This is a genomic window from Streptomyces sp. NPDC005551 (genome assembly GCF_042871785.1).
Classification (GTDB): domain Bacteria; phylum Actinomycetota; class Actinomycetes; order Streptomycetales; family Streptomycetaceae; genus Streptomyces.
Window position 1 is genome coordinate 487130 of sequence record NZ_JBIAJE010000002.1, and the last position, 11502, is coordinate 498631.

Genomic DNA, 11502 nt, shown 5'->3' on the forward strand with positions numbered 1-11502 from the left:
CCGGTTCCGTACGCCATGTGTGCGCACGGCCTGGCGAAAGTCTTGTGGTCGGTGCGCTGCCCGACCCAGGTGGCTCCCGAGTGCCAGGGCGGCGCTACGACATCCGTCCTTACGCGGAACCTTCCGGCACCGGCGCCTTCGCGGCGGCAGTGCCGGCGACCCCTGGGCGATCGGCCGGGGCGGCCATGGCTGCCTCGCGGTCGGGCGCGAGCGGGTCGGTCACCGTGCCGGTCTCTTCATCGAACAGCCCCTGCGCCAGCCTGGTCACCGCTGCGGCGACCGGCGGCGCCAGGTCGGCCACGGCGCGGAGACCGGACAGGACGTCGTCGGGTCGAACGGCAGGCGTCACGTGCCGAACAACCAGCCGCAGTATCGCACAGGGCTGGTCCGTCGGCCTATCGGCCTGTGGATCGGGTGCCCCGTCCGGCGAGCTCGACGCCTCGGACCGGGGGCCGTCGGCCTCAAGTCCGGCGACGGCGGCGCGGGCGTCGAAGGTGCGCATCCCGTTCTTCGTCCTGCGCTGCACCTCGACGGTCTCCGCCGCGTTGAAGGCGTCGACCGCGCGCCTGGCGTCCTCGGGCGTCACGCCGTCCAGGCGCAGCTCCCACACGGACGCGGTGAGCCGGTCGGCGAGACCCGAGGTGCGGGCCTCGACGGCCTCGGTGATGTCGAGCCCGGTGGGCAGCGACTCGTCGAGGAGCTCGCGCAGCTTGTCGGGGTCACGCGCCTCGGTGAGCGCGATCTCCAGGTATTCCGCCTCACTGCCCGTGCCGGTGGGTGCGGCATTGGCGTACGACACCTTCGGGTGTGGCGTGAACCCCGCCGAGTACGCCATCGGCACCTCGGCACGGCGCAACGCACGCTCGAAGGCGCGCTGGAAGTCACGGTGGCTGGTGAACCGGAGGCGGCCGCGCTTGGTGTAGCGCAGTCGGATGCGCTGCACCGCGGGTGCGGGCGGCGGGCCTTCGGGCTGTCGCTTGCCCAGTGTCGTTCAGTCCTTCGTGAGAGCGGTCGTTCTGCTGCCTAGAGTACGTGTGCCATCGGCTTGAGGTTCCCGCCGGGCCACCGTCCGCCGCTCCGGGGGCGCGCCGAAGAGCGCCCTGCGGACGTCGGCGCGGGCCTGCCGGACGGACTCCCGGGCCGCGGTGACGGCCTGCCGTGCCGTGCGGCCCGCACTGCGCGCGGCGTCGGCCGCGGGGCGCAGCACCGCGTCGCGGATCACGTGCCCTGCGGGGGTGAGCACGGTGCGGTACGCCCACCTGACCGGCTCCACGAAGAGCAGCCGCAGGAGCCGGGCGAAGAAGCGCCCGACGGCGAGCGAGACGCGTCCGGCGACCCGCCAGGCGTGCCCGAGCGCGGCGCCGGTCTCCCGGCCGACGACCACGAGTGCGCGGCCGGCCGGCGCGAGTACCCACCGCCACAGGGCGAGCGCGGGGAGCACGAAGAGGATCCTCAGCGTCCAGTGGAGGACGGCACCGATCCCGGCGAAGATCAGCCGTACGAGCCGTACGAGCCCCAGCGCGGCCCAGGCGATCCCCCGCCCGACGGGGGCGAGGATCCACTCGTACAGCCACAGTGCCGGTACGACGATCAGGTGTCGCGCCAGCCAAGCGAGGGCGGTGTACACGCCGAGACCGACGGCCCAAAGGACGCGTCCGAGCCGCCTGACCAGCCAGGCGAGCCCGTGCCCGACAGGCGTCAGGACGTGCGCGTACAGCCGGGTGAGCCCGGCCCGCAGACCCCGGGCGAACCAGGTGAGCCCTGCCCACACACCACGGAAGAACCAGGCGAGCCCCGCCCACACACCACGGAAGAACCAGGCGAGTCCCGCCCACGCACCGCGGAGGATCAAGGCGAGTCCCGCCCACGCACCGCGGAGGACCCAGGTGAGGCCGGCGCCCACGCCGCGCGCCGCCCAGGCGACCGCATGGCCGACCGGCGTCAGCACGGTCCGGTGGAGCCACACCGCGGGCACCACCAGCAGGCGGTACCCGAGCCACCCGAGCCCTCTGCCCACCGGCACGACGAGGTACCGCCACAGCAACACCCAGGGCTGGACGAACACCGCCCACGCCAGCCACGCCAGCGCGCGGCCGGCCGGCCGCAGCACGGTGTCCCGCAGGAACCGGCCGCCGACGACCAGCGCGTCCCAGACGAGCCGCACCGGCACGACCAGCACGAGCACCACGATCCGCACCGGTATGCGGATCGCGACGGCCAGGCACCCCTCGCCCTGCGGCGCCTCACGCCCGGCGGGCCGCCCGGCGGCCGACTTCTCCAGTTCCATACCGGAGTAGACGCCCCGAGAGGCCGGATGGATGCGGAACACCCGGGGCATTTCGCCTCGCCGTCCCGGCAGGGCCCCAGCACGCCGAAGCGGTGTCCCGGGCGACTGTGGAAGCCGCCCGGGACACCGCTGCCGGTCAGACGTCCGGCGGGCCCTCGTCGAGCGGGCCGCGCCGGCCGGGATCAGCGACGGTGGTGGCCGCCACCGTCGCGGCCACCGCCGTCGCCGTCGCGGCCGTGGTGCCAGCCGCCGTCACGGCCGTCACCGTCACGGCCACCCCCGTCGCGGCCGTGGTGCCGGCCGCCGTCGCGGCCACCGCCGTCGTGGTGACCGCCGCCGCGGTGCCAGCCGCCCTCGTGGTGACCGCCGCCGCGACGGCCCCAGGACTCGTCGTCCACGCGGCGACCGTGGTCGTCGCGCAGGGTGGCGGTGTCGGAGCGGTTGTCCCACACGTAGGTGCGGCGGTCCTGGAAGACGTCGTGGCGGTTGTCGTGGCCGAATCCGGTGTGGACGCGGACCGTGGCGCGTCCTTCGAGGCGGAAGTGGCGGAAAGTGTAGGTGTCGCCGTCCCGGGACCGCAGGGTCCAGCCGTCGAGGTTGACGCCGCGTCGGCCGGTGTTGGTGAGGTCGACCCACTCCCTGTTCAGGGAGCGGTTGGAGTTGTTGTCGTGGCCGGGCGAGTCGTACTGGACGTCACTGATGACCACGCGGTCACGGTGATGGCCGCCGTCCGCGGAGGCGGGGATGGCCGACGCGCCGAGTGCGGCGCCGGCTGCGAGGACCGCGGCGGCGATACGGCGACTGGAGCGAGAAGACATGAACGTCCCCCAACTGTGCGAGCCCCGCCGGCCGGGCCTGACCGGCCGACGAGGACGATGTGCGTTCCCGGCGAGTGCCGAGGACCCACAGCTTGGTCATCCGCCGTGCCGTCCGGCAGGTGTCCCCGTTGGTGTTGCCGTATGCGGACATTTCCGTGACTGACAGATGCAACCTTCAACTGATCCGGCCGGGCCCGGGCTCCAGGTCGTTGCGTCCTGCACCCACCGCCGCAGTTCACCGCGGAAGCGATTTCCAGCTCCGCGCGCGCCCCCGCCGCACCCCCTGCACGCTCCGGCGCGATGGCGCGAATTGCACGTAACACGATGAAGCGTCACATTTTCGATGCCTTGTTCCACAAGGGAGGAAAAGGTTCGATTCGGGACGTCAATGGTTCGGACCTGTGGCGCGGTCAGGTCGTCCGCGCGGCGGACCGCTTCGCGCTCTTCCTGGCGGCGCCCGTGCCGCTCCGGTCGGCCCCGGCGGGTGCGCTCCGGCGCTTCGCGGGTTCCTCCGGAGCCGAGTCCGTCCGTGACGCGGCTCGCCTCGCCGACGAGGTCGGCCACTTGAGTTCGATCTCCAGCTCGATCTCACCGCCGCCGATCTCGACCTCGATCTCGGTGTGCAGGTCGTCGGGGATCCGCAGGCTCAGCGTGCTCGGACCGAGTTCCATCTCGGCGTCGCCGCCCTTCCTCAGCGCGTCGGCGAGTGCCGTGAGCTGGTCGGCCGCCTCGATACGCGACAGGGAACGCTTCTGCTCGAATTTGAGGTCTTTCACGGCGATCTCCGATCCGGCGGAACTGGCAGACGCCTACCAATCTCGCCGCACCGGGAACACCGCGCACCTCGGGGCGTTCCTGCCTCCGAGTGCACCGGGCCCGGTCGCGGCGCACGCTGGGAACATCGCCCCGACCGCAGCCGGGGGCCGCAGACACCCGGGCTCTCGCAGACCAAGCACAGGTGACCGCTCATGTGCCGTTGGCTCGCCTACTCGGGAACACCCCTGCTTCTCGACACCATCCTCTACAAACCGGCTCACTCGCTGATCGACCAGAGCCTCCACTCCCGGCTGGGTGTGGAGACGACGAACGGCGACGGCTTCGGCGTCGGCTGGTACCCGCAGGAGGACGGCGCCGGCACTCCCGCCCTGCTCCGGGAGATCGGACCCGCCTGGAACAACCGCAACCTGCGGGAGATCGCGGATCACGTCCGCTCACCGCTGTTCTTCGCCCACATCCGGGCGTCCACCGGCACGGCGGTGCAGCAGACGAACTGCCACCCGTTCCGGCACGGCCGCTGGATGTGGATGCACAACGGCGCCATCTCGGGTTTCCACCTCATGCGCCGCGACCTGACACTGCTCGTCGACCCCGGGCTGTACTCCGACATCGAAGGGACGACCGACTCGGAGGTCATGTTCTATCTGGCGCTCACGTTCGGTCTGGACCGTGATCCGCCGGGTGCCGTGGCGCGGATGGCGGGAGTGGTGGAGCGCGCCGGCCGCGAGCACGGTGTGGAGTTCCCGCTCCAGATGACGGTCGCGGTGACCGACGGCGAAAGCGTGTGGGCGTTCCGCTACTCGAGCCAGGGCTCTTCCAGGTCGCTGTTCCACAGCACGCGCGTGGACGCCCTGCGCAGGCTGCATCCCGACGTGGCGTTCCTGCGGGAGGTGTCGGACGAGACCCGCCTCATCGTGTCCGAACCCCTCGGTGACCTGCCCGGTGCCTGGAACGAGGTCCCCGAGAGCAGTTACGGCGTCGTGCAGGCCGGCACCGACGAGTTCCGTCCCTTCGTCCCGGAACCGGCGTGACGCCACCGCACGGGTGGGACCCGGAGGGGCCGACGGCCGAACCAGGAGGACTTCTCATGCCCCAGAACGCGACCACGGCGATGCGGGCCGCGCCGCACGCGACGCACGAGGAACGCGCGGCCTTCGGCAAGGAGGCACGGCGCCGTGCACCGCGATCGGATCACGGCGTGTACAGGCCCGCACCCGACCGGCCGGACCCACTGGCGATCCTGGAGGCGCAGTCCGCGGCGCGGGTTCCCGAACTCGTCCCGATCCGCTACGGCCGGATGATGGAGTCGCCGTTCCGTTTCTACCGGGGCGCCGCCGCGATCATGGCCTCGGACCTGGCCGGCAGCCCGGTGTCGGGGCTCACGGCCCAGCTGTGCGGGGACGCGCACATGCTGAACTTCCGCCTGCTCGCCTCACCGGAGCGGCAGTTGATGTTCGACATCAACGACTTCGACGAGACGCTGCCGGGCCCCTGGGAATGGGACGTCAAGCGGCTGTCGGCGAGTTTCGTCATCGCGGGCCGGGCGAACGGCTTCGACGACGCGGAACGCGCACGCATCGTGAGGGCCACCGTCCGCTCGTACCGTGAGTCGATGATCCGTTTCGCGGGCATGGGCAACCTCGCCGTCTGGTACACGAAGGTCGACGCGGACATCCTCGCGGCCATGGCCGAGGGCAAGCTCCGCAAGCGCGGGCAGAAGCGACTGGCCCGCGCCATGGCCAAGGCCCGTACCCGCGACAGTCTGCAGGCTTTCGACAAGCTCACCGAGACGGTCCGCGGCCGGCCACGGATCGCGGCGGACCCGCCGCTGCTCGTCCCGGCCGGCGACTTGCTGCCGGACGTCGAACGCGACGCGCTCGTACGCCGGTTCCGGGCGCTGACCGAGCGCTACGGCCGCACTCTCTCCGCGGACCGGCGCACGCTCCTCGCGGACTACCGGCTCGCCGACGTCGCCCGCAAAGTGGTCGGCGTCGGCAGTGTCGGCACCCGGTGCTGGATCTTCCTCCTGCTCGGCCGGGACGACCAGGACCCCCTCTTCCTCCAGGCCAAGGAGGCCGACACCTCCGTGCTCGCCGCACACGTCGGCGCGAGCCGTTACGCCAACCAGGGCGAGCGCGTCGTCTCGGGCCAGCGGCTGATGCAGGCCACCAGCGACATCTTCCTCGGCTGGGAGCGCGTGGACGGGATCGACGGCAGGCAGCGCGACTTCTACGTCCGCCAGCTGCACGACTGGAAGGGCATCGCCGTGCCCGAGCAGATGCGGCCGAGGGGCATGCAGGCGTTCGGTGAACTGTGCGGGGTGACGCTGGCGCGGGCGCACGCGCGCTCCGGCGACCGCATCGCGATCGCCGCGTACCTGGGCGGCGGCACCTCCTTCGACCGAGCCCTCGTCACGTTCGCGGAGACGTACGCCGACCAGAACGAGCGCGACCACCAGGCCCTGATCGACGCCGTACGCGCGGGCCGGCTCCCCGCGGAGGAACTGCCGCAGGCCTGATGGCGGTACGGGTGCGCGGGCGAGGAGAGCCAGCACCGCTCCTGCGGGACCGGGCGGGGCCACACCACGCGTGGCCCGCGTGCGAATGCCTTGGAGCCCCCTCCGGGCCGGAAGGGGCTCCAAGGATGGCGTCGGCCGACTTGAGCGGCCGTCGGCTCAGTGTGTGTGGCCGCTCGCCGCGGGCGTCGGCGCCGCGTTCTTGACGGTGAGCGGCAGGAGCTTCTTGCCGGTCGGGCCGATCTGGATCTGGGTGTCCAGCTGCGGGCACACCCCGCAGTCGAAGCACGGGGTCCACCGGCAGTCCTCGACCTCGGTCTCGTCGAGGGCGTCCTGCCAGTCCTCCCAGAGCCAGTCCTTGTCGAGACCCGAGTCGAGGTGGTCCCAGGGCAGGACCTCCTCGTAGGTCTTCTCGCGCGTGGTGTACCAGTCGACGTCGACGCCGAAGGCGGGCAGCGTCTTCTCCGCGCACGCCATCCAGCGGTCGTACGAGAAGTGCTCGCGCCAGCCGTCGAAGCGGCCGCCGTCCTCGTAGACGGCGCGGATGACGGCGCCGATGCGGCGGTCACCGCGGGAGAGCAGTCCCTCCACGATGCCGGGCTTGCCGTCGTGGTAGCGGAAGCCGATCGAGCGGCCGTACTTCTTGTCACCGCGGATCTTGTCGCGGAGCTTGGTGAGACGGGCGTCCGTCTCCTCGGCGCTGAGCTGCGGCGCCCACTGGAAGGGGGTGTGCGGCTTGGGGACGAAACCGCCGATCGAGACCGTGCAGCGGATGTCGTTCTGGCCGGAGACCTTGCGGCCCTCGGCGATGACGTTCATCGCCATGTCGGCGATCTGCAGGACGTCCTCGTCGGTCTCGGTGGGCAGACCGCACATGAAGTACAGCTTCACCTGGCGCCAGCCGTTGCCGTACGCCGTGGAGACCGTACGGATCAGGTCCTCCTCCGAGACCATCTTGTTGATGACCTTGCGCATGCGCTCGGAGCCGCCCTCGGGGGCGAAGGTGAGGCCCGAGCGGCGGCCGTTGCGGGTCAGCTCGTTGGCGAGGTCGACGTTGAAGGCGTCGACGCGGGTGGAGGGCAACGAGAGGCCGATCTTGTCCTCCTCGTAGCGGTCCGCCAGGCCCTTGGCGATGTCGCCGATCTCCGTGTGGTCCGCGGAGGACAGGGAGAGGAGGCCGACCTCCTCGAAGCCGGTGGCCTTCAGGCCCTTCTCGACCATGTCGCCGATGCCCGTGATCGAGCGCTCGCGCACCGGACGAGTGATCATGCCGGCCTGGCAGAAGCGGCAGCCCCGGGTGCAGCCGCGGAAGATCTCCACCGACATGCGCTCGTGGACGGTCTCCGCGAGGGGGACGAGCGGCTGCTTGGGGTAGGGCCACTCGTCGAGGTCCATGACCGTGTGCTTGGAGACGCGCCACGGGACACCGGACCTGTTCGGCACGACGCGGGCGATGCGGCCGTCGGCGAGGTACTCGACGTCGTAGAAGGCGGGGATGTAGACGTTGCCGGTCTTCGCGAGGCGCAGGAGGACCTCCTCGCGGCCGCCGGGACGGCCCTCCGCCTTCCAGGCGCGGATGATGTCCGTCATGTCGAGCACGGCCTGCTCGCCGTCGCCGATGATCGCCGCGTCGATGAAGTCGGCGATCGGCTCGGGGTTGAAGGCGGCGTGGCCGCCGGCCAGGACGATCGGGTCGTCGAGCGTGCGGTCCCGGGACTCGAGGGGGATGCCCGCGAGGTCCAGGGCCGTCAGCATGTTCGTGTACCCGAGCTCAGTGGAGAAGCTGAGCCCGAACACGTCGAAGGCCTTCACCGGGCGGTGGCTGTCCACGGTGAACTGCGGGACCCGGTGCTCGCGCATCAGTGCCTCGAGGTCCGGCCACACGCTGTACGTGCGCTCGGCGAGGACGCCCTCGCGCTCGTTCAGCACCTCGTAGAGGATCATGACGCCCTGGTTGGGGAGTCCGACCTCGTACGCGTCGGGGTACATGAGGGCCCAGCGGACGTCACAGGCGTCCCAGGGCTTCACCGTGGAGTTCAGCTCTCCACCGACGTACTGGATCGGCTTCTGCACATGCGGGAGCAGAGCTTCGAGCTGCGGGAAGACCGATTCGGCAGGCATCGCGAACCTTCGTGAGCTGGCGGGGGCACCCCCGGCCGGAGGCTGGGGGGAGGGTGACCATCTAGCGTAACGCGGCCGGACGGTCCCCCCGCACGCTCAGGACGCGGCCCCGCGCACGGCCCTGCGCCACGCCCGCGGCAACGCGTCCTCGTCGGCCGCCGCCCGCCGCTCCTCCCGGCCGTACAGCACGCCGAAGGTGAAGGAACTCTCGCCGGCGGCCTGTGCCTGTTCCGCGAGGTCGCGCAGGGCGTCGCGGGACATCACGCTGTCCTGGTGGTCGCCGAGCAGCTTGGTCAGGGACTTCATCGCCCTGGTGGTGGCCTCGGCGCGCTTGCCGAGGGCGGGAGCGGCGGCTTCGGCGGCGTACCGCGTCCGCTTGGCCTTCTTGCGGGCCTCGTGCAGCGCGAGGTCGCGGTCCCGGCCGGGCGGCAGGCCGGTGGCCCGGGCGACCAGGCGCGACAGCCGGTCGAGGTCCTTGCGGACCGCGGCGCCGAGGACCTTCCCCGGCTTTCCGCCGGCCGCCTTGCGCAGCGGCGGGTCGGAGACCAGCGCGTCGAGGGCGGCCAGCAGGTACAGGTGGCGCCGGCTGTCGAGGGCCTCGGTGAGCCGTTGCCGGGAGCCGGAGTGGCGCTCCCGGGACCAGGTGCGCAGGCGTTTGCGCACCGGGCCGGAGCGCAGCGTCCGCGGGAGGTCGTCCAGGGCCGCCGCCAGGCGTTTGGTGATCACTTCCTGGTCGCGGTCGCCGGCCAGCTCCCCCGCCAGCCACTTCAGCTCCGTGCGGATCGGGTCGGTGACGGTGCGGTCGAGGACGTTGTCGAAGGAGCGCAGGGTGTTGCGCAGGCGGCGGGTGGCGATCCGCATCCCGTGCACGGCGTCGGGCAGATCGCGCCGGACGGCCGGGTCCAGCTCGACGAGTGCGTCGCGCTGTTCGCGTGCGTAGGCGAGGACGTGGTCGCCCGCGGTGACGGGCTTCGCGGCGGGCGGCTCCCCGGCGGGCCGCGCGGCCACCGCCCCGGTCTCCGCCAGCGCCCGGGCCAGCTTGGACGGGGAGGCGGAGCGGTGCAGGCCGGCCTTGCGGAGTTTCTTCTCGACCTTGTCCAGGAAGGCCGGGTCGCCGCCGTCGGCGAGCTCCACCTCGATCTCGGTCCACTGGGCGGCGCCCTTGCCGCCGAGCCGCTCGGCGCGCACCCGGTCGACGCTGACCTCGGCGAGCAGGCCGCCGGAGTCGTCCACCAGGTGGCGGACGTCGCGGGAGGACCGCAGGCGTACCAGGGGGACAAGTGCGGCGTCCCGGACGCGGGAGCGCACGAGGGAGGTGAGCGCGGCGGGCACGGTGTCGGAGAGGGGCGCGTGGATCTCGTCGCGTACGCCGTCCGCCACGGGGAGTTTCAGGTGCCAGCCCTCGTCGTGGCCGCCGGTGCGGTGGCGCAGGGTGATGGCCGCGGCTGCCAGGAGCTGGTCGGCGGTGTCGTAATAGGTGGCGTCGAGTTCGTCGACGCCCTTGCCGATGACGCTCCCGACGCCGGGGACGTCCGTCAGGTCGGGCAGGCCCGCGCCGCCTCCGGCCGCCGGGCCCTCGTACTTCCGCTCGATCTCTCGTTTCGTGTCCGCCATATGTCGAATCTAGACGCGATTCGGGGCCGGGGGCAGTGCGCCCCCGGCCCCGGACCGGCCCCTGGTGCCCTCCGGCGGGCCACGCCGGAGGGTCCCCGGGCCCTGTCCGGCCGGTCCTCGCGGACCGGCCGGACGGGATCTAGGCGGACATCGGCCGCTGCACCCTGATGGACTGGAGCAGTCCTACGGCGACCCAGACCGCGAACATCGAGGATCCGCCGTACGAGACGAACGGCAGGGGCAGACCGGCGACCGGCATGATGCCGAGGGTCATGCCGACGTTCTCGAAGGCCTGGAAGGCGAACCAGGCGATGATGCCGGCGGCGACGATGGTGCCGTAGAGCTCGGTCGTCTCGCGGGCGATGCGGCAGGCGCGCCACAGGATGACGCCGAGGAGCAGCAGTATCAGTCCGGCGCCGACGAAGCCCAGTTCCTCGCCCGCCACCGTGAAGACGAAGTCGGTCTGCTGCTCGGGGACGAACTGGCCGGTGGTCTGCGAGCCCTTGCCGAGGCCGGTGCCGAAGAGGCCGCCGGAGCCGATGGCGATGCGCGCCTGGTTGGTGTTGTAGCCGACGCCGGCCGGGTCGAGTTCGGGGTTGGCGAAGGCCGCGAACCGGTTGATCTGGTACTCGTCGAGGATGTGCAGCTGCCAGACGGCGAGCGCGCCGAGGGCGCCCGCGCCGATGATGCCGAAGACCCAGCGGTTGGAGGCGCCGGAGGCGAGCAGCACCCCCAGCACGATGATGACCATGACCATGACCGAGCCGAGGTCGGGCATGAGGAGCACGATCAGTATCGGTACGGCGGCCAGGCCCAGGGACTGCAGGACGGTGCGGTGGTCCGGGTAGGGCTTGTCGCCCGCGTCGACGCGGGCCGCCAGCAGCATCGCCATGCCGAGGATGATCGTGATCTTCACGAACTCGGAGGGCTGGAGCGAGAAGCCGCCGCCGAGGACGATCCACGCGTGGGCGCCGTTGACCGTCGCGCCGAGCGGGGTCAGCACGAGCAGGATCAGGGAGACCGAGAGTCCGTAGAGGACCGGCACGGCGGTGCGCAGGGTGCGGTGGCCGAGCCAGATCGTGCCGATCATCAGCGCGAAGCCGATGCCGGTGTTCATCAGGTGGCGGATCAGAAAGTAGTACGGGTCGCCCTGGTTGATGTCGGTGCGGTTGCGGGTCGCCGAGTGGACCAGGGCCGTGCCGATCAGCGAGAGCGCGATGGCGGAGAGCAGTATCGGCCAGTCGAGCCGGCGGGTGAGCGAGTCGCGGGCGAAGACGCGGGTCCAGCCGGCGCGCTCGGGCCCGTAGCCGGACACGGAGAAGCCGTTCGTGCCGGTCATGGGAGCCTTTCCTGGTTCGTGCGCGCGCCGG

At 71.8% G+C, this 11502-nt stretch carries 9 protein-coding genes; 2 read left to right on the forward strand and 7 right to left on the reverse strand.

Annotated elements, in window-relative coordinates:
- Positions 1-109: 109 nt before the first annotated feature.
- The 4 genes from ACFYP4_RS06340 to ACFYP4_RS06355 form a co-directional block, all read right to left on the reverse strand.
- Positions 110-943 carry a TIGR03936 family radical SAM-associated protein gene (locus tag ACFYP4_RS06340; protein WP_358853710.1) on the reverse strand — a complete coding sequence of 278 codons (834 nt, stop codon included), beginning with the start codon at positions 941-943 and terminating at the stop codon, positions 110-112.
- A gap of 48 nt (positions 944-991) precedes the next feature.
- The gene (locus ACFYP4_RS06345; protein ID WP_358853743.1) at positions 992-2287 is read right to left on the reverse strand and encodes a hypothetical protein; all 1296 of its coding nucleotides are present in this window, start codon (positions 2285-2287) and stop codon (positions 992-994) included.
- Between the two features lie 182 nt (positions 2288-2469).
- Entirely contained in the window at positions 2470-3105 is a 636-nt protein-coding gene (locus ACFYP4_RS06350; protein WP_358855485.1) for a lamin tail domain-containing protein, read from the reverse strand.
- Positions 3106-3515: 410 nt separating this feature from the next.
- Positions 3516-3881, reverse strand: coding sequence for an amphi-Trp domain-containing protein (locus ACFYP4_RS06355; RefSeq protein WP_358855486.1), 366 nt, complete (start codon positions 3879-3881; stop codon positions 3516-3518).
- 192 nt (positions 3882-4073) lie between these two features.
- On the opposite strand from ACFYP4_RS06355, the gene ACFYP4_RS06360 reads away from it, so the two are divergent.
- Both ACFYP4_RS06360 and ACFYP4_RS06365 read left to right on the forward strand, forming a co-directional pair.
- The gene (locus ACFYP4_RS06360) at positions 4074-4913 is read left to right on the forward strand and encodes a class II glutamine amidotransferase (protein ID WP_358855487.1); all 840 of its coding nucleotides are present in this window, start codon (positions 4074-4076) and stop codon (positions 4911-4913) included.
- A 56-nt stretch (positions 4914-4969) separates the two neighbouring features.
- Positions 4970-6400, forward strand: coding sequence for a DUF2252 domain-containing protein (locus ACFYP4_RS06365; protein ID WP_358855488.1), 1431 nt, complete (start codon positions 4970-4972; stop codon positions 6398-6400).
- 156 nt (positions 6401-6556) lie between these two features.
- Here the strand turns inward: ACFYP4_RS06365 and ACFYP4_RS06370 are convergent, their stop codons facing one another.
- The 3 genes from ACFYP4_RS06370 to rodA all read right to left on the reverse strand — a co-directional run bounded on the left by ACFYP4_RS06370 (position 6557) and on the right by rodA (position 11471).
- The gene (locus tag ACFYP4_RS06370) at positions 6557-8518 is read right to left on the reverse strand and encodes a TIGR03960 family B12-binding radical SAM protein (protein ID WP_358855489.1); all 1962 of its coding nucleotides are present in this window, start codon (positions 8516-8518) and stop codon (positions 6557-6559) included.
- Positions 8519-8614: 96 nt separating this feature from the next.
- Positions 8615-10132, reverse strand: coding sequence for a CHAD domain-containing protein (locus tag ACFYP4_RS06375; RefSeq protein WP_388783314.1), 1518 nt, complete (start codon positions 10130-10132; stop codon positions 8615-8617).
- A gap of 139 nt (positions 10133-10271) precedes the next feature.
- Complete coding sequence (gene rodA / locus ACFYP4_RS06380; protein ID WP_358855491.1) at positions 10272-11471, reverse strand: rod shape-determining protein RodA; 1200 nt, start codon at positions 11469-11471, stop codon at positions 10272-10274.
- Positions 11472-11502 lie beyond the last annotated feature (31 nt).

What these genes read in the sequence shown, in the direction of transcription:
- ACFYP4_RS06350 (WP_358855485.1), bottom strand. Translation starts at nt 3,105, where the DNA reads ATGTCTTCTCGCTCCAGTCGCCGTATCGCCGCCGCGGTCCTCGCAGCC.
- rodA (WP_358855491.1), bottom strand. Translation starts at nt 11,471, where the DNA reads ATGACCGGCACGAACGGCTTCTCCGTGTCCGGCTACGGGCCCGAGCGC.
- ACFYP4_RS06375 (WP_388783314.1), bottom strand. Translation starts at nt 10,132, where the DNA reads ATGGCGGACACGAAACGAGAGATCGAGCGGAAGTACGAGGGCCCGGCG.
- ACFYP4_RS06365 (WP_358855488.1), top strand. Translation starts at nt 4,970, where the DNA reads ATGCCCCAGAACGCGACCACGGCGATGCGGGCCGCGCCGCACGCGACG.
- ACFYP4_RS06370 (WP_358855489.1), bottom strand. Translation starts at nt 8,518, where the DNA reads ATGCCTGCCGAATCGGTCTTCCCGCAGCTCGAAGCTCTGCTCCCGCAT.
- ACFYP4_RS06360 (WP_358855487.1), top strand. Translation starts at nt 4,074, where the DNA reads ATGTGCCGTTGGCTCGCCTACTCGGGAACACCCCTGCTTCTCGACACC.
- ACFYP4_RS06345 (WP_358853743.1), bottom strand. Translation starts at nt 2,287, where the DNA reads ATGGAACTGGAGAAGTCGGCCGCCGGGCGGCCCGCCGGGCGTGAGGCG.